Source organism: Enterococcus sp. FSL R5-0957, from assembly GCF_038008005.1.
Lineage (GTDB): Bacteria > Bacillota > Bacilli > Lactobacillales > Enterococcaceae > Enterococcus_B > Enterococcus_B faecium.
On the sequence record NZ_JBBOYG010000001.1, the window covers coordinates 2,313,138 to 2,332,823 of the forward strand.

Annotated in this window: 13 protein-coding genes and 2 pseudogenes; 3 read left to right on the forward strand and 12 right to left on the reverse strand. The window is 37.6% G+C overall.

Going from position 1 to position 19,686, the window contains the following annotated elements:
- Position 1 precedes the first annotated feature (1 nt).
- Positions 2-2,155, forward strand: coding sequence for a GH92 family glycosyl hydrolase (locus tag MKX69_RS11275; RefSeq protein ID WP_341010250.1), 2,154 nt, complete (start codon positions 2-4; stop codon positions 2,153-2,155).
- 595 nt (positions 2,156-2,750) lie between these two features.
- Here MKX69_RS11275 and MKX69_RS11280 read toward each other — a convergent pair.
- The 8 genes and pseudogenes from MKX69_RS11280 to MKX69_RS11315 form a co-directional block, all read right to left on the reverse strand.
- Positions 2,751-4,202, reverse strand: a pseudogene (locus tag MKX69_RS11280) (response regulator transcription factor).
- Positions 4,199-5,923 carry a sensor histidine kinase gene (locus MKX69_RS11285; protein WP_341010252.1) on the reverse strand — a complete coding sequence of 575 codons (1,725 nt, stop codon included), beginning with the start codon at positions 5,921-5,923 and terminating at the stop codon, positions 4,199-4,201. Before MKX69_RS11285 ends, MKX69_RS11280 begins: the two are co-directional and overlap by 4 nt.
- Complete coding sequence (locus tag MKX69_RS11290) at positions 5,916-6,530, reverse strand: DUF624 domain-containing protein (protein ID WP_002297732.1); 615 nt, start codon at positions 6,528-6,530, stop codon at positions 5,916-5,918. The genes MKX69_RS11285 and MKX69_RS11290 overlap by 8 nt, the downstream gene beginning before the upstream one ends.
- 343 nt (positions 6,531-6,873) lie before the next feature.
- Entirely contained in the window at positions 6,874-8,331 is a 1,458-nt protein-coding gene (locus tag MKX69_RS11295) for an ABC transporter substrate-binding protein (RefSeq protein WP_002285974.1), read from the reverse strand.
- A gap of 40 nt (positions 8,332-8,371) precedes the next feature.
- Positions 8,372-9,292: a carbohydrate ABC transporter permease gene (locus MKX69_RS11300; protein WP_341010256.1), complete on the reverse strand. Its 921-nt coding sequence runs from the start codon at positions 9,290-9,292 to the stop codon at positions 8,372-8,374.
- Between the two features lie 11 nt (positions 9,293-9,303).
- Positions 9,304-10,251 carry an ABC transporter permease gene (locus MKX69_RS11305; RefSeq protein WP_341010258.1) on the reverse strand — a complete coding sequence of 316 codons (948 nt, stop codon included), beginning with the start codon at positions 10,249-10,251 and terminating at the stop codon, positions 9,304-9,306.
- 358 nt (positions 10,252-10,609) lie between these two features.
- Positions 10,610-11,329, reverse strand: a complete 720-nt coding sequence (locus MKX69_RS11310) for a pseudouridine synthase (RefSeq protein WP_002285969.1) — start codon at positions 11,327-11,329, stop codon at positions 10,610-10,612.
- 48 nt (positions 11,330-11,377) lie between these two features.
- Positions 11,378-13,024, reverse strand: coding sequence for a putative polysaccharide biosynthesis protein (locus tag MKX69_RS11315; protein WP_341010260.1), 1,647 nt, complete (start codon positions 13,022-13,024; stop codon positions 11,378-11,380).
- A gap of 178 nt (positions 13,025-13,202) precedes the next feature.
- On the opposite strand from MKX69_RS11315, the gene MKX69_RS11320 reads away from it, so the two are divergent.
- Positions 13,203-13,793, forward strand: coding sequence for a YitT family protein (locus tag MKX69_RS11320; RefSeq protein WP_002285964.1), 591 nt, complete (start codon positions 13,203-13,205; stop codon positions 13,791-13,793).
- Between the two features lie 91 nt (positions 13,794-13,884).
- Positions 13,885-15,390, forward strand: a complete 1,506-nt coding sequence (locus MKX69_RS11325; RefSeq protein ID WP_002294486.1) for a UDP-N-acetylmuramoyl-L-alanyl-D-glutamate--L-lysine ligase — start codon at positions 13,885-13,887, stop codon at positions 15,388-15,390.
- 82 nt (positions 15,391-15,472) lie between these two features.
- Here the strand turns inward: MKX69_RS11325 and celB are convergent, their stop codons facing one another.
- The 4 genes and pseudogenes from celB to MKX69_RS11345 all read right to left on the reverse strand — a co-directional run bounded on the left by celB (position 15,473) and on the right by MKX69_RS11345 (position 19,677).
- Positions 15,473-16,825 carry a PTS cellobiose transporter subunit IIC gene (gene celB, locus MKX69_RS11330; protein WP_341010261.1) on the reverse strand — a complete coding sequence of 451 codons (1,353 nt, stop codon included), beginning with the start codon at positions 16,823-16,825 and terminating at the stop codon, positions 15,473-15,475.
- The gene (locus MKX69_RS11335) at positions 16,825-17,343 is read right to left on the reverse strand and encodes a hypothetical protein (protein ID WP_341010263.1); all 519 of its coding nucleotides are present in this window, start codon (positions 17,341-17,343) and stop codon (positions 16,825-16,827) included. The genes celB and MKX69_RS11335 overlap by 1 nt, the downstream gene beginning before the upstream one ends.
- Positions 17,344-17,358: 15 nt before the next feature.
- On the reverse strand, positions 17,359-17,685 hold the full coding sequence (locus tag MKX69_RS11340; RefSeq protein ID WP_002285954.1) for a PTS cellobiose transporter subunit IIA: 327 nt from the start codon (positions 17,683-17,685) through the stop codon (positions 17,359-17,361).
- Between the two features lie 12 nt (positions 17,686-17,697).
- Positions 17,698-19,677, reverse strand: a pseudogene (locus tag MKX69_RS11345) (BglG family transcription antiterminator).
- Between the last annotated feature and the right edge of the window lie 9 nt (positions 19,678-19,686).

Here is a 19,686-nt window from a genome sequence, read left to right on the forward strand (position 1 = left end):
AATGAATATCGGTCAAATAGATACTAGACATGCAACAGCGAATCAGCCAAATTTCTCTAATGGGAACTGCCAGCCTTATACTGGCGTTCCTTTTGGGATGAATTATTTTGCACCGCAAACTACGGATCAAAACGGCAGCTGGTGGTTTCATCCTGATGACCGTGTTTTTCAAGGCTACCGTCTTACCCATCAACCAAGTCCTTGGATGGGTGATTTCAGTCATATGCTGTTTACGCCGATCAATGGAAAACTACAGGAGAACACCCTTTTCCATGCTCAAAGTTCTTACCGCCCAGAAGAAAGTATATTTTGCCCGACTCATCTGTCGATCTGTCAATTACGTTATGGCATCTGTTCTACATTGATACCTAGCATGTATGGCGGAATCTTATCTATTGATTACAGCAAAAATAACAGCGGTTTACTTTTATCCTTTCCGGGACGCCATCAGCTCTTTGTTATAGATCCTTACACAGTGGAAGGAAAAATCACACATTTTGCTGGTTCAGAAGATCCTGATTTTTCTTTTTATTTTATATTGAGATTTGAATATCCTTTAACAATTGATGAGTTAGCTGTTTCCAACAAAAATAGCGACTCGATCCCGTTGTATTTTGAACAGACAAAAAAACAAACTATCCGATTTGGGACATCTTTTATCAGCTCGGAACAAGCAGCTTATAACCTGGAACTAGAACAAAACCAAAGCAAAGAGACTTACCTTGCTCACAGTCAAGAACAATGGCAGTCCTATTTTGATCGTATACAGCTCACACACCATGATCAACAACAATTGCGGACGTTTTATCATAATTTATATCGGGTGTTTTTATTTCCACAAACTTTTTATGAAATTGATCCTAGTGGGCAAAAAATCCACTATGATACGACTAGTCGATCTATAAAACCTGGTGTTCTCTATACAAATAATGGGTTTTGGGATACGTATAAAACGGTTTATCCTCTTTATTCTTTGATTGCTGTAGAAAAATACGAAGAAATGCTGGAAGGTTTTTTGAACAGCTATAGAGAAAGTGGCTATTTGCCAAAATGGCTGTCTCCTGATGAACGTGGACTTATGCCTGGGACATTGATCGATGCGGTCATTGCAGATGCTGCTGTAAAAGATATCCGACGAGACTTGATGCCTGAATTTCTAACGGCAATGGAAAAAGGTGCTACGGTTCAAAGCAAACATCCAAATTATGGACGACAAGGAACAGAAGATTACTTGACATATGGCTATGTTCCTAATCACTACCACGAATCAGTCAATCACACATTAGACTATGCTTATAGCGATTTTTGTATTAGCCAAGTTGCCAAGGTACTAGAAGAGGAGGAAATGGCGAAGAAATATCAGCAGCAATCATTGAACTATCAAAATATCTTTGACTATGAGTCAGGATTTATGCGTTCAAAAGATAAAGATGGCAAGTTCAGAGAACCATTTTCAGCTAATCGTTGGGGACAAGATTATGCAGAAGGAAGTGCTTGGCAAAGCAGCTTTGCTGTTTATCACGATTTTTCAGGACTGATCGGAAAATATGGTGGCAGTGAGAGATATAAAGAAAAACTCATTGAGCTGTGCAATCAGCCCCCAACGTTTGACCCAGGAGGATATGGTTTTGAGATCCACGAAATGAGTGAGATGGCCGCGATAGAATTTGGACAATTAGCTATTTCAAACCAGCCAAGTTTTCACTATCCTTACTTGTTCAGTTATATAGGACAACCTGAAATGGCACAGCCACTGCTTAAACAGTTGATGACTCAGACCTTCGACGATTCTCCAATGGGTTACCCTGGAGATGAGGACAATGGAAGTATGGCCGCTTGGTATATCTTCAATAGTCTGGGATTTTATCCTGTCACGCCTGGAACCGGTGAATATGTTATCGGTATGCCATTAATTGACAAGGCTGTTTTGCTTTTGTCAAATGGAAAGGAATTGACGATTGAAGCAACGCCTAATCGGCCGCAGCAACAATTTATCCATAAAATCAAACGGATGGACAAAGAATATACGAAATTATATTTTACCCATCAAGATTTGCTGAAAGGCGGCACGATCTCTTACCAATTAGGGATCGTCCCTCACCCTAAGAAATATCAAGCAAAAGATTTGCCTTTTTCCTTATCAAACTATAATTAACAAGAGGTTGTGAAAAAGCTGTCCTGCATCAAGTAATAAGAACAGCCAAGCAAAAATAGCTCCTCATATTTTTCGTTTGGTTGGTCTTATTGCCGCAGATGCAAGCTTTTGAACTCCGTTTATTGAGAGGTTGTGAAATCAGCGTTCTGACCTGAGTATTAGAGAGACAAATGGCAAAATAGTTCCTCATATTTTGCCATTTTTTGAGCTAATACCGAGGGTCAGCTGATTGAACACCGTTTAGTGGAGAGGTCGTGAAAAAGCTGTTTAGTTTCGAGTATTAAGAAAAATTTTGTGAAAATGGCTTTCCACATTTTTGCATAAATTTGGCTTAATACCGAGAAACTGGCTTTTGAACTCCGTTTACCGAGAGGTCGTGAAAATGCTGCCCTGCATCAAGTAATAAGAACAGCCAAGCAAAAATAGCTCCTCATATTTTTCGTTTGGTTGGGCTTATTACCGCAGATGCAAGCTTTTGAACACCGTTTATCGAGAGGTCGTGAAAAAGCTGCCTTGCCTCAAGTAATAAGAACAGCCAAAAATTAGATTTCTAGACAATTTTTTATAAGTTATTTCATTACATTGGCTTTTTCTTTTATGATTCTCCACTGTTTTCTCGGTACTCTTTAGGGGATCTGCCGACGATTTTCTTGAATAATTTAGAGAAATACGTGGTGTTGTTGTAGCCAATCTCACTTGCTATCTCATTGATGTTTTGATTACTGTGCAAAAGCAGTTGTTTCGCTTTTTCCATACGTAAATGGTTCAAATAAGCTGAAAAACTTTTTTTCGTTTCTTTTTTGAACAGCTGTCCTAGATACATGACATTTAAATGCAGGTTTTCTGACACTTCTTTGAGTGTAAGTGGTTCTTGATAATGCTGGTGCAGGATTACGATTACTTTTTCCACATTGTCACTGTACTTTTTCTGTCTCTGATGCTTTTTGATGAATGACAGAAGTAGCTGCTGAAGTTCTTGCACCGTTTTTGCCTGATGGATTTTTTCGATTCCTTGTAAATATTCCTCATCTTCCAGATCAATCAATTCCCGTTGAATCTCCATAAACAGTAAAAAACTGGAATATCGTATATCTTCCGGCATCATGGCTGCTAACTGAAACTGTTCAAAAAAATCAGTGATCATTTTTTGAGCGACTTCCAATTGTTTATTTTGCAGCACGCGTCTGAAACTTGAAAAATCGATGGTTTGATCTTTTGTTTCTGCTTGTACTGCGTAAAAAACATGCTCGTCTTTATCTCCATAAAATTGATGCAACTGTAGATTGTCTTTCGCTTGTTGGAATGTTTCAGGGATTTTGTCCAAAGAATCTGTCTCTTCCCCGATACTGATCAGCCATTCCTGATCAGGAAAGTTTTCTTGAACAAAACAACAGAAGCCATCAACTTCATCTGCCTCCAACAACAACGTGATCAATACACGGTCTCCGTAATTTCGTTGATAGTAAAAGATTTGTTGCCGTTCTTGCAACCATCTATTGATAAGAGTATCATGAGTTCTTGCCAGTTGAATCAATACTATCCTATGTTGCTTCTCACTTATTTGTCCTATTATTTCTTCTTCACTTATTTCATCCAATTCTTCATTCAACCATTGACTGAATAACAGTTCTTGATAGATTTCTTGTTGATTTTTTTATTCATTTTGCTGATCTAACCGTGTTTTGATTTTCTTGAGGCTTTCAACCAATTCGAACTTATTCACGGGTTTCATCAAATAATTCACGGCGCCTAATTGCATACCTCCTTTCAAATAATCGAACTCTTGGTATCCTGATAAAATCATAAATTCAAAATTATGACGTTCTTTTTGAGCCGCTTCAATAAATTCCAGTCCATTTATTTCTGGCATTGTCACATCCGTTACTACTAAATCAATCTGTCGCTGTTCAAGTACAGCTAGTCCTTCTTTGGCATTCTCTGCTGTTGCTACTATTTGAAAGCCTAAACTTTGCCAATCAATTATCTTTTTTAACCCATTCAAAATCATGTATTCATCATCTACCAATAACACTTGATACACGCTCATCCCTCCTTGAATGTAATAGAAACGGTCAGTCCACCTGTCTCATTATTCTCAAGCGACATATAATAACTGCTGCCGAAGCTGGCACGTAAACGTTCATTCACGTTTTGCAGACCGATAGATCCGTGAAGTTCCACTTTAGGATGAGACAGTTTTTCTTCCACCTGTTTTAGCCGTTTTTCAGTCATCCCTTTTCCATTATCTTTGATGATGATCCTTACCCGTTTGCCTTCCTGCAAGACTTTGACACTTAGCGCATTATCGAATCGAGTAAAATCAATACCGTGTTTAAAATAATTTTCAACTAATGGCTGGATCACAAATTTAGGTACTTCGATCTTTTCCAAATCAGGATCGATCATAAAATGATAGGCTACTCGATTAGGATAACGCATTTGATACAAATAGACATATTTTTCGCAAAAGTCCAGTTCTTCTTTTAAAGTGATCGTTTTCTCTTGATTCGTATTGTTTCGAAGCAAAGCGGAAAACGCATATACAACATCTGCTAATTCTTCACTTCCTTCGCTGATTGCATACATTCGGATATATTCTAATGTATTATATAAAAAATGTGGATTGATCTGTGCTTGAAGCGCCCGCATATGTGCGTCTTGCTGTTTGATTTCTAATTTGTAGATGTCTTCTACAAACTGATTGATGCTATCCAACATTTCGTTGATACCGATTGAAAGTTCCTTCAGTTCATATTCCGTGTTTGTTATGTCGATCCGCGTCTCTAAATTCCCTGCTGCTGTTTGATCCATGGCCTGCATGACGATAGATACTTGCTGTGAATATCGCTTGAATGTTTTATAAAGAAAGATAAGCAATATATTGTCTAAAATAATGATACCAATGATCAGCGGGGCAAGATTTTTTCCCGTTTCGATTTTTACACTTTTTTTATCTAGTACAGCTAATATACGATAATCATCAGACAGTTCTTGGTGTTGAACAAAATTGTTTTTTTCCAGATCGTCAATCGGCAATTGTGAATTTTTCTGCAGACTCTCTGTGATGATCATTTCTTGTCTTTCAAACGTTTCTTTAGCTATTTTATTATCATGGAATGTGTATAGTCGATTTGTCGTTCCAGAAATCATGTATAAAGAGAGTCCATTGAATGACGTTAGATTTTCTAAAATCATATCTAGTTCTTTCTTTTGAAAACCAATAAAAATACTTCCTGACTCAGCTCCTCCTTGTGTGATAGGCAACTTGATATAAAAAGCGTCTAGTAATTTTGGTGTCCCCTTTTTTATTTCCCCACCTTTGTTTTCTCTAGAAGATTCATAATACTCCGGTAGTTGATTCAACACGATATATATCGCACTTAGTTCTTCATAATTTGCGTAGAGATCTTTGATTTGATTTGGGAAAGAAACTAATTCATCAGTACTGTTTTGCTGTTCGTATACATACATCAGATACTGATCTATGGGTTTTGTTAAGTAGGTCGTCACATTTTCGATCTTTTTGGAATTCCCTACAAGCTGGTTTTTGATGATCCTACTCAAGGTTGTTTTATCATTCAGCATTCTGCTTGTGCTTTGAACGGCATCACTTGTCATGTTTTCTGCCTGTTTTTGATTTTGTTCCCAAGTATGGATACTAAAAATAACGGTAGCAGTCATCGTTACACCGATCATGATAACCGCGTATTTCCGCAACAGACGATTGAGTAAGGTTCCTTTTGAAAATAGAATCCGAAACTTATTCATAACTTTCCAACTGTTTATCTAATTCTTCACGCCAGTGTGTTGTCATCGTACCATTCCAAACTGTCAAAAGACCAATGACACCAAACAGGATCAATCCTTTGAATTGCCAAGTCACGCCTAAAATTATACCGCTACCAATAATTATTTTTAGAAAAGACGAAAAGCTGGAAAAAACCGAAATAAAACTTAGCTTTAGCAGATTAGGAACAGAGATCGTATATTCACTATCTAAAATCATACTGTATTGATAAGTAGCAAATAAGCAGAGCAAGGCAAAAAGTAAAATAAAATCAATAGCTAAAAAAATGAGCCCTTTGATTTGAACAGATAAATATAAATTGTAACTCAATAAAGCAGTACCAGATAAAAATAAACTAAATAGCAGATTGCCTCTTAAAAAATTTCTTTTATATATATTCCAGCCTCTTTTTATTGTGATTTCTTTATACTCGAATCCGTACAAATAAAATAGTTCATTGACTGTTTTCCATGCCGCACCTAATCCAAAGATGATCCCGCCGGCAAATGTATATATCCAGAAATACAAGGTTAGTTTTATAACGACCCAGATCCGGATAAATAACTCTTCCAAAACCTTCCCTAACATATCTTCTCCTCCAAACATTAAGTTTATACTTTCTCATTATACAAAAAAAGGTTAGGCAATCAGCACCTTGACCTGATTATTAGAGAAACAAACGGAAAAATAGTTCCTCATATTTTGTCGTTTTGTGAGCGAATACCAAGGGTCAGCTGATTGAACACCGTTTACCAAGAGGTTGTGAAATAGCCGCTTAGTTTCGAGTAGTAAGAAAAATTTTGTGAATATGGCTTTCACATTTTTACATATATTTAGCTTAATACCGAGAAACTGGCTTTTGAACACCGTTTATTCGGAACAAGAGGTTGTGACACGTCTTTTGTCACAACCCCTTTGTCTTTATTCATTATTATTCTTGTCGGAACTCATCATATTGTTTTTGCATTTCTTTCAATACCTTATCATAGCCAGCCTTGTCCAAAGCGTCTTTCAATTTCGGTAATGTTTCATCTGGATCAACAGTCCCTGTATTCAATCCATCTAAATATTGATTCATGACATTAGAAATATTACTTAATTCTGTTTTGACACTGTCAGTGTTGAAGCTGAATCCTAAAATCGGTGAAGTTTCTGCATCAGCAATCGATTGATCACGTTTGGCAATCATGTCATCCGTAATAGACTCTTGTGTATATAGAATCTTGTTGTTTCCTGTATTCCAAGCAGACATATGTGTATTTGGCTGATAACCATCTAGCAATTTGATTTTATCATCTGAACCATCGACTTTTTCCCATGCTTCTCCTTCGATCCCCCAAACAAGCCCATTCAATAATTCTGGATCACTGTTAAGCAGCCCTAGAAGCTCTACTGATTTTTCTTTATTTTTTGAAGTATTTGATACGACAAAATTTGCCATTTGTGCTTGAGCTGTAGATTTTAGTGGAACAGTAATTGCTTTTGAGACAAGTTCTTGTTTTGCTGCATTTGTCAAAATTGTATCGCCATAATCATACGGTCCTTGTGTTTCTCCACGCATTAGCCAAGTATTTCCTTCTAGTGGATAATCCTTATTGCTCGTTGCAGCGTCACTTGGAATGAGTCCTTGTTTGTACCAGCTATGCATTGTACGTAACAGTCCGATATACGTTTCATTATCGTATTGGTTGATGATTTTCGAATCATCTCCATCCAGATCAATAGCAAACGGTAACGTATTCCCTAAAGGATAATCAAAGTTCCCTTGGACTTTGAAGCCTTGTCCAATGGCAAAAGCTGCCGTGTTTGGTTCTTTTTCATGGAATTCCTTCAAGACTTTTTCTGCATCAGCGTAAGATTGGATTCCATCAATTGAAAGATCGTATTTATCTAGTAAAGCTTTGTTAAAAGTAAGTACTTGTTGAGCAAAGACATTTCCATTGACTGGGAAAGCATATAATTTTCCATTGACCAGATTTCCTTTAATATATGCTTCATCTAAATCATTATAAGCTTTTTCAGCGTACTTAGGCGCTAATTCAGTCAAATCAGCAAAGGCTCCTTTTTGGGCATTGGAAACATAGTTGTTCGCAAAGGCGATATCATAATTTTCCCCGGAAGAAATGATGACGTTCATTTTCTTTTCGTAATCGCCCCAGCCAATGTAATTGATATTGACTTTTACACCGATCTCTTTTTCGATTCGTTTGTTTGCTACTTCCATCAATTGATCGAAATTATCTGGTTTATCTCCGATTTGATACATCTGCAAAGTGTCCGAATTGCTAGCTTCTGCCTGGTCTTTAGAACCAGAACCTCCGCATGCTGCTAATGTTCCCAACAACAACGCTGAAACACCTGTAAAGGCTAGTTTCTTCCATAACTTCATTTTTCTTCCTCCTAATTTTATGATTTATATTTTTGTTTCTTTATTCTTTTACTCCGCCGATTGTTAGACCTTTGACAAAATGCTTCTGGAAAAATGGATAGCTGATCGCAATAGGCAACGTCGAGATGACTACGATCGCCATTCTGGCAGATTCTCCTGGAACTGAGGCTAATCCGCCTGTCAATTGGCTTCCTGCTCCTGAATTTTGTGTCAGATATTGAATATTACTTTGGATTTTCATCAAAAGATACTGTAGTGGAACTAGCTTATCATCTTGGATGTATAGTAAAGCATTGAACCAGTCATTCCAGTAACCCAATGCGGCAAATAAACTGATTGTCGCAATACCTGGAACAGCTAACGGTAAAACGATCTGAACAAATATTCGCAGTTCGCTAGCTCCATCGATCCGTGCCGATTCAATAATCGAATCTGAGACCGAACGTTTAAAGAATGTGCGCATCACAATAATATTGAAGGGACTGACAGCCATTGGCAAGATCAATGCCCAAATCGTATCTTTTAACTGAAGAAGATTTGTCATAACAAGATAATTGGCCACCATCCCTGGTGAGAACAACATCGTAATCAAACAAAAAACGGTAAAAAAACGACGGAATGGAAAGTTTGACCGTGAAATCGCATAAGCATATAAAGAAGTAGCCGTGCTATTGATCAGTGTACCTAAAACAGTAACAAGTACAGTGACGAAAAGCGCTTGGAAAATTTTATCCTGCATCTGGTCGAACAAGTACGTATAACCAAATATACTGAACTTTTCTGACCAAAAACTGTACCCGTGAGTCGACAATATGGACTCATCGGTAAAAGAGATGGCGATAACAAATATAAATGGCAAAATACAGGAAATAGCAAAGAGTGCAATCATTATATTAGAGAAAAAATTAGCCGTCTTATTGAAAGAGCGGACTTGGACTCTCTCCACTTTCTTTTTTTTCATTTTTTTCCTCCTTAGAATAATGCAGAATCGCTATCAAAACGTCGGGCGATCGTATTTGTGATCATCAACAAGACAAAGCCGACAACTGATTGGTAAAGTCCTGCAGCAGCCGTCATACCAAAATCTCCTGTGGATGTCAGGCCATTGTAGATATACGTATCCAAAACTTGAGTCACATCATATAATGCACCGGAATTCCTAGGAATGTTATAAAACAGGCCAAAATCAGCTCGGAAAATGTTTCCTACGGCTAAAATCGTTAAAATCGTCATTAGTGGAATAAGTTGTGGTATCGTCACATGTTTGATCTGCTGCCATTTGCTAGCTCCATCAACCATAGCAGCTTCATAATAAGTCGGATCGATTCCCATAACAGATGCAAAGTAAATAATGCTGTTATAACCAATCCCTTTCCATGTACCGATGAACACCAAGATAAACGGCCAATATTTCGGTTCATTATACCAATTGACAGCTTCTCCTCCATGTCCAGTGATCCACTGATTGAATATTCCTTTGTCGGGACTTAAAAAAGCGTAAACAAAGTAACTGATAATGACCCAAGATAGAAAATAAGGTAGTAAGGACATCGTTTGATAAACTTTAACGAGTCGTTTATTTCTCAACTCGCTCATAATGATTGCAAATACGACTGAGATCAGCAGATTCAAAAGGATAAATGCTACATTATATAAAATTGTATTTTTAGTGATGAGAAATGCTTGATCCGAAGAAAATAAAAATTTGAAATTTTCCCAACCCACCCAAGGACTTTCCCTCAAGCTAGCCAAGAACCCATCTGCTGAAATATGAAAATTTTTGAATGCTACGACATTCGCCATTACAGGTATGTAAAAGAAAAAAATCATCCAAAGCATACCCGGTACAGCCATCAGGACAAGTGCTTTATAACGCCATAGATTCATAAAAAAATAATTGAACCCCTTTCGTTTTTTCATCTAAAAACCCCTTTCGATTCATTCGCAACTCAATTATAGCGCTTTCAATAATGAGAATAAATAAACAAAGTATAGGGAAAATGAAACAAAGTATAGGAGAGGTTGTGAATTCAGCGTTTTGGCCTGAGTATTAGGGAGATCGTGTCCTTACTATCTAACTCTGAGTCACAAGGAACAATGGGGACTGTGACAAAAGTCTTGTCACAGTCCCTTATTCCGAACAAACGGTGTTCCAGAAGTAGCTTCTACGGAAATAAGCCGAAATTTCACAAAAAAGCCATCCGAAAGTCAGACGGACAAGTCTGCTTTTCAGATGGCGCTACAACTACTCTGCTTATTCTTTTAGCTATCCATTCAATTATTTTTCTCTCACTTGTTCTAGCTCTTCTTTGGTCATGGGTCGATATTGCCCTTTATTCAAATCTTTAGGCAGCCAAAATTTTCCCATACGGATTCTTTTTAAATATAAGACTTCTTTTCCTACTGCTTTGACCATTCGCTTAACTTGGTGAAACTTTCCTTCATGCAAAATCAGACGGATAATTGAAGTTTCTGTCTCTTGATCTACTTGATCAATTTGGAGTTTTGCCGGCAATGTCTGCTCATCGCCATCAATAATCAGTCCTTCCGCAAATAAACGGATATCTTCTTCTGTCATTATACCGCTAACCTCAGCTAGATATTCTTTCTCCACATGTTTTTTAGGTGATAGTAACTGATGGGCAAACACCCCGTCATTCGTTAAAATCAAGAGGCCCTCTGTGTCTTTATCTAATCGGCCGACTGGAAAAAGATCTTCCCGATAATCCTGGTCTTCCAATAAATCGATTACGGTTTGATCATGATTATCCTGAGTAGCAGAAATGACTCCTGCAGGTTTATGCAAAATGTAGTAAAAATCTTTTTGATACGTAATGATTTCTCCTAAATAAGTAACCGCATCTTCGAATTCATTTACTTGCGCTTTATCGCTTTTCACCACTTGTCCATTGACTTCGATCGTTCCTTTTTTGATCAATCCTTTGACTTCTTTGCGGCTGCCAAGTCCCATATCTGCTAAAAACTTATCTAAACGCATGCGTTTCCCCCATTTCAAAAGAGCATCAATCTAGCTCTTCTGATTCACTTATTTTATTTTTAATTTATGTCGTAAACGCGCTATTCCTGGTCCTAGTAGTCTTTCTGCCAAGCGGATTTTCAAAGCTAAATAACCATACACTAAAGCCCCTATACCTGCTACTACAAGAATCAACAATAGAGACTGGAATTTGCTATCTTCGTTTAAAAAAGCACCAAAAATCATCTTTGTGATCCACGAAGCCAAAAGCATAATCAAGGTAAGAATAAAGATCAGCAATGTCCTGCGCCAGACAAAACTTGGTTTAAAGCGGGCTACTTCATGGATTCTCTTTAAGATCAAGGTACAAGACACAGCAAATCCGATCATTGTCGCCAATAAAGGGCCGTATACTTCAAATAAACGAATGGCTGGGTATTGAAGAAGGAGTTTCACTAGAAACCCAATAACCAAATAATTAATTGCCGCCTTGTTTTCAAACATTCCTTGCAGCATGTTGGAAACTAGCATATATAGTCCTAGGAAGAGTCCTACAAAACTTGCTTGGATCAGTACATTACTTCCTAGAGAATCCGGTGTATAAAATAATGTATTTAGCGGATAGGCAAGTAACATAACACCAAATGTCGCCGGAAACATAAAAAATGAAAACAACTGTAAATTTCCGCTTGTCAATTTTGCCAGACCTACTCGATCTTTCAACGTAACAGCTTCTGTAATCAACGGTAACCCAGTAGACGCGATCGATGTTGCCAATGCGATAACTACCATCGTCAACTTATCTGGATTGGCACTAAAAATCGAAAAAAGATCCAGTAACTGTGCATTGGAATATTCGGTGGATGCAGACATGATCTTCATAAAAGTGAACTGATCGACTAATTTGAAGATCGTTACCCCTGAACCCACAATAATAAACGGAATCGCTTCTTTAACGGTATCTAACAACAATTCCTTCGTTGCAATATTTACTTTGTTTTCGCTGTAGTGAATAAACGCCGATGTATACGCTTGATGTTTCTTCAAAAAATACAAAAGGACAAGAATACTTGCTAGCATACCGATAAATGCCGCGAAAGTTGATTGCGTGACCGCCGTCACATAGTCACCATCCATGACTTTCATGATGATGAATGTAGCCAATAGCATATAAAAAATACGTGCCACCTGTTCTACAATCTGCGACAGCGCATAAGGCATCATCTCTTGATTGCCTTGAAAATACCCTCGTATCACACTCATAAAAGGAAAAACCAATACAGCGATACTCAAAGAACGCATCGTTGGAATCAGTTCTTCTCCGCCACCAGAAGCATGAGCTAGCCAAGGAGAGGCGATGTACATGAACAAAGCAAACAATAGACCTAACCCGCCCATCATCTGTAATGCACGGATAAATAATCGTCGTGAAGTGCCATATTCATTCAATGAATTATAGCGTGCAGTTTGTTTTGCAATCGCAGCAGGTATTCCTGCTGTAGAGATCAGTAGAAGCAATGCATATATATTGTATCCCATATTGAATAATCCATTGGCAGCCTTAGCATTTTCGCCCATCCAAGCATACCAGGGAATGATATAGACAGCGCCTAGCAATCTTGAAATGATATTACTGGCGGTCATCCAAGCAGAGCCTCGTGCCATTTTTTCTTGCGGTGTTAATTGATCTAATGCTGGTTTTCTTTGATTATCCATCGGTCAGATTCCAACTTTCTACAAAACATTACTATCATTTTAATTGGTAAAACAGAAACTGGCAATCGATTTTATATAACTTTTATAAGAACAATTGTTTTTTTGAATTCGGTTTCGTTTTTTTGGTAAAGTAAAGAAATATACAGCCTTTTATGGCTAACATTTATAGGAGATATCAATGACACAAGAAATAAAAAAACTACCCGTTATATTTTTAGGTCTTTTCTTTATCACAGTTGGATTGAATTGGTTCTTGCTCCCTCACGATATAGCTTCCGCCGGAGTGGGCGCCATCGGACATTTAGTTGAAACGGCCTTTTCTATCCAACGCTCAGTTACTGTTTGGAGCATCAATCTTATGATGCTGCTTCTAGCCGCTGTCCTATTAGGAAAATCAGTATTTTTTAAGACTGTAGCGGGAAGTCTGCTTTTTCCTGTTGTTTTAGAGATTGTTCCAAAAGTGGAAATGATCTCCTCACATTTCTTTTCACTGATTTCAGGAAGTCTTTTGTTCAGTCTTGGGGTTTACACATTGTACACAGTCGGGGCCTCAAATGGCGGTATAACGATACCGCCGATTATTTTCCACAAATTTTTTCGGCTTCCAATGCCGCAAGGACTTTTACTTACCAATAGTCTTATCGTCTTTTTGAATTATTATGTTTTTGGATTGTTGGAGACACTATTCGTTCTCCTATCTATTACAGTCAGTTCATTGTTTATGAAAATACTCATCCGCTTGTCCCCTGTGTCAAGAAAATTTGAATAAAGCTGGATTTTGTCATAGCGGAAACAAACGATATATTAAAAAGAGTGTGCTATAATAAACCAAGAAATTGAATGAAGCGAGGGATCAATCAATGAGCTTCTCTTTAGAAGACATCCGTCATTTACTATTAAAAGAAAATCTATTAAAAGAATTTGTTTCAACAAGAGGCTGGCATCTTGATGTACCAGAAAAAGCTGAATTTCTTCAGTTAAGTTATGATTCAAGAAAAGCTGATGCTTCTACTTTGTTTTTCTGTAAAGGAATGAATTTCAAAGAAGAATATTTGGATTCAGCAATCGAACAGGGTATTCAATATTATGTATCAGAACAGCCATACGAAAATTCAGCAGTAGGAATCATCGTAACGGATATCCGTAAAGCAATGGCGCTTCTTGCTATGGCTTTTTACGACTATCCGCAAAATAAATTGAAAGTGATCGGATTCACTGGAACAAAAGGTAAAACAACTGCTGCGTACTTTACAAAAGCAATCTTGGATCACACAACAAATAAAAAAACAGCATTGCTTTCTACTATGAATACAACGTTAGATGGCAAAACATATTTCAAATCCCATTTGACAACGCCTGAGTCATTAGATTTATATCGTATGATGTCAGAAGCAGTTGAAAATGGTATGACTCATCTAGTGATGGAAGTTTCTTCACAAGCTTACAAAACACAACGCGTATACGGCTTGACTTTAGATGTCGGAATCTTCTTGAATATCTCGCCTGACCATATCAGTCCGATCGAACATCCGACATTTGATGACTATTTCTATTGCAAGCGACAATTGATCTTGAATTCAAAAACAGTTGTTTTAAATCATGAAAGTGACTATTTTGATTTACTTAGGGAAACAGCCGATCTATTCCAGATTCCAACGATCACTTATGGTCGTTCGGAAGAAAGCAATTATCAAGTGATCCGTTCAGATAAAGGTACTCACGGTTTTACTTTATCTTCTCATGAAGATCGCTTAGCTATCTGCGATACTGCTTATGATATTTTGCTGGCTGGAGGATTCAACCAAGAAAATGCAGCCAGTGCGATCATTGCCGCAGCACTAACAGGTGCCTCCAGTCAAGATGCACAAGACGGATTAAAAGAAGCTCGTGTACCAGGCCGAATGGATCAATTGATCCAATCCAATGGAGCGCATGTCTATGTGGACTACGCACATAATTATCTAAGCTTGAAAACATTGCTGGAATTTGCCAAAAATGAACATCCAGATGGCCGTGTAATTGTTGTATTAGGCAGCCCAGGAAACAAAGCAATCTCCCGTCGACATGATTTTGGAAAAGTGCTATCAGAAACAGCTGACATCGCCTTTTTGACGGCAGATGACCCAGCATTTGAAGATCCGAAAAAAATCGCGGAAGAAATCAATGAAGCAATTACTAATCCAGATTTGATCGTTCATTATGAAATGGATCGTCCTGAAGCGATTCGACGCGCTTTAGCAGAAAGCGCTCCGCAAGATTCAGTCGTTATTGCGGGAAAAGGCGTGGATCCCTATCAAAAAATCAATGGTGTAGATGAACCTTATGAAGGGGATTATGCAATCGTGAAGCGGTTGATTGAAGAATAATGGTATTTATATACTAGTGGTTTCCCATTTCTAAGAAAAAAGGGACTGTGATTTTTTGTCACAGTTCCTTTTTTCTTAGAAATCATTTTAACTTTTCACTAGCTAATTCTGCTGCCTTTTCTCTTTCTTCATTTAATAATTTATTATCATAGAATTTGATAAATGGGAACCAGATAATGAATGCGATGATTGCACAAATGACTGCTAACACAGCCGCTTTCCAATCACCACCACTACCAACAAATGCTCCGATCCCGACTGGTGAAGGCCACGGCATCTGTGCAAGCATCGGTTTGACGATTTCCAGCCGAATGGCAAAATAAGCGAGTGTAGCAGAAGCCATCGGAGCTAAGAAAAACGGAACCGCTAAATAGGGATTGTAGACGATTGGCATCCCGAAAATGATTGGTTCATTGATATTGAATAATCCTGGTACAAGTGAGGCTTTTCCTAACACTTTCAGCTGATCAGATTTCGCGAGGAATGCAATAAAGATGATCAATCCTAAAGTCGCACCTGATCCACCAACGGTTACATAAGAATTGTTGAATTCTCCTGCCAACGGATAATTTGCGCCTTGTGCGTTAGCTGCCATATTAGCTAATACGATCGGGGTCAAGAAAGAAGTGATGATATTCGCTCCATGGATCCCTACGATCCACAATGCATGGATCAAGAAATAAATCACCATGACACCAAGCCATGTATTCGTCAACTGCGTAACAAACCCAAATGGGATAGCAATCATTTTGAAGATATCCGTTCCTAGTGCAACTAATAATCCATTGATGATCATCACCACAAACGCAATGACAAATGTTGGGATCAGAGCAGTGAAAGAACGAGAAACTCCTGGCGGAACAACATCTGGCATTTTTATGACCCAATTTCTCTTGACACACATACAATACAATTCGACCGCAATAATCGACATAATAATAGCTGTAAAGATTCCTGAAGTTCCTAAACGTTCGACAAAAGAGCCCATCCTAATACCATTTACTACAGTTTCTGTCTCATTGATAGAAGCAATCAAGCTGATTTTACCATCAGTCATGATCAATTCAGGGATACACATAAAGAATGCAAAAACAGATAGTAATGCCCCCGTGAGCGGATTAACATTTAATTTTTGTTCATCTCGTTCAATTGACGTTAATTCATAAGCAAACACAATGGCAAAGTAAATAGATAAAATCCCCATCGTCATTGTATTGACGATCATGTACAAGTCACTAACTTTGAAAAAAGTTGCATTAAAAAATCCTTCTAAAAATGGGAACGGTAATGGCAAAATATTTAAAGCCAAAAACATCGAGCCTACAATCGTGAAAGGAATAGAAGCCATCCCCGCTGCCATGACAGCCCGAACGATTTTAAGTTGCGCAATTTTCCCCATAGGTCCCATCAGGTATTTCTGCAAAAAATCAAACATTAGTTATTCTCCTTTCCTAAATATAACGCTTTTTCATATTGTTTAATACGGATATACTGTTGGTCTTGGTTGAGTGAAATTTTCTTTAAACGATACTGTATAAATGCACTGGTAAAAATACCGCTTACAAAAAGAATGAAAACAAATAACTGTCCTCCATTGTTATTTGCCATAAAAGGATACAAGAATGTAAATCCTGAGGTAAACAACACTGGAATCAATAATAAATTAAAGACACTCTGGAACAAAAAATACCACTTTGTCCATGGAACGTTCGTTTGGTGTTTTCGATAAAGCTTTACTTGTTCTCCTACTGCAGGCAAAATAGCTAAAATCAGAATCATCGGTAAACTACTTCCTAAACTTTTAGCTGATAGAAGCAGAATCATCCATTGCATGTTCATGAAAAAGAAAAAGGCAGTCAGGTAACGTACGATTAGATAACGATTGAAATACATGTTTTTCAAACTAAGTTGCTTTTTTTCTAATTCGATTTTCCTTTTTACTGTATCCTGCACAATGATCCTTCCTTTCTATTTATTTTTTTGATACAAATAATTCATTTCCTGTGCAACTTCCAATAATGTCATCGTCGTCATCAGATGATCTTGTGCATGGACCATGATAATTTCCATTTCTATTTTTGTCCCGCTGGCATATTCTTTCAGAAGTTGAGTTTGTGACTGATGCGCATGAAGAATCTCTTCATTTGCTTGTCGCAACTTCTCTTCTACTTCTTCAAACATCTCTTTACGCATCGAGCGAAATGCTTCATGTATCAGTGTACGTGCATTTCCGCTATGGAAAATGATATCAAAAGAAGTCACTTGTAGTGTTTCACTGTTTATTTTTTCAGCCATCTGTTTTCCTCCTTATTCGATCAGTTTGATAAATTTACTGCTGAAATTCTCAAAAATAGGTTCAGCTAAGATTTCCTGCTGTACTTTTAGCTGGTCAACTAACCTAACGATTGCTTTAGTCACGACCGTAATTCCTTCATTTTCGATATAAGAAGGCGAAACTAAAAAAACAAAATGAATTTCTTGATATTGATCCCACTGCATCCCAGAAGGAATCAATGCAACGGCTACCTTTGTTTCGATTCCAACTGGAACAGCGGGATGTGGGACTGCCACTGTATCACTGAATATGATTGGTCCCATATTTTCACGTTGTTAGATCTGCTTTCGCATTTCTCTTATATATCCTTCTTCTTCATTTATGCTCAGCTTTTGCAGCAAATCATGAAGAATTTCTTCCTTTTTCGGTTCGTACGTATAAGTCTTGAAAAATTTTTCAGACAACTGTTCGGTGTAAATCTGCTTTTTTTGCTGTAGAGAAAATGCTGGTATCGGTCTATCTGAGGAATGATAGGGTATAGATTCTCCAACTACCTTTCGTATTTTACGAACATCATCTTCATTCAAAAAAATACTGACATGTAAAACTGGAATTTTGAAAAACATTGTCGAAAGATCAATAGAAGAAATAATCAGGTCGATTCCTTTTAAAGTTGTTTCATTGATCTCATAATAGCCTTTTACACTTACCACTGTAATATTTTTACCGAATTCACTGACTACACGATTCTTTAATAGTTGGGCACTGCCGTAACCCGTTGCACAGATAATCAATGCATGTAGTTTATGCGCAGCTCTTTCTTTTTCCAATGCCGCCATGAGATGCAAAGCCAAATAGGCCCATTCATCTTCATTGATGGTATAGTTTTTCAAAGCCGGCATGTTGCTGAAATGCCTTTTTACTGCGTCAAAGACTTTGGGATTTTCTTTCTTTATCTCCTCAGTCAATGGGTTCTCAATGCGAATACCTCGGCTCAATCGAATCATCATCGATGACAAATGATCGAGTAGTCCATTGAAAAGCTGGAGATCCTCTACTAATGAAAAATGAAATTCCTGAGACAATCTTTTCAGAACTTTCGCTAATTCCTTTGATAGTTCCTGATCATTTTTATTTTCTTTGTGATTCGACTTAGCCATGAGATGTAATGTCAAATAAGCAATTTCTTCTTCGGGAAACGATACACCTGCGATTACCTCAATACGTTGAACGATCCGCTGCGCCACTTGATACTCTACTCGCTTAGAAACTTCTTGTTCGATGCCTAATTCCTTGATTTCAAACCCTTCTCGGAGCCGTTTGATCCCCAAAGCCAAGTGTAAAGTCAGATTCTGTATGATAAAATCCGAAACTTTTAACTTAGCTTCTCTTGTTTCATCGAGAATGATAATGACTAGCTCTTCAAAACTGATGTCTGGTAAAAAACGGCTTTGTCCTAAATATTCTTTCAATGAATTTCCATAATAGTTTCCAAAAAAAGTATCCATGATAAAATGCCGTCGATTTCTTTCTTCCCCTTCGATCCATGTTCCTTGACCATGCTTAGAAACGATTTTTAGTGAATATGGAATCAATCGCTCCTTGATTTCTTGCATGTCCTTTGTCAAACTGGAACGACTGATATAAAGCTCTTCTGCCAAATCATCCATAAAAAGAATGGCATCTTCCAAAAGCAATTGGTTCAATATATACTTTTGTCGATCTTCGGACTCATAAAATCCTTGCGGTTCTCTAGCATATCCAGGTACTATTTCTTGCCGACTCAAGAACAAGTCAAATGTCAGTCTTTGTAAAATATGCAGTTGGTAGCCATAACCTGGTTTAGCAATGATCTTACCTCCGTTTTTTTCTACTAACTCTTTGATCCGCTGCAAGTAATTACGGATTGTCCGATCAGATAATAACAATTCAGAAGCTAAACGTTGACTGGTGACATACTCCTTCTTGTGATCAATCAAATATCTCAACAGCAATTTTTCCTTCTGTTTCATTATCATCCA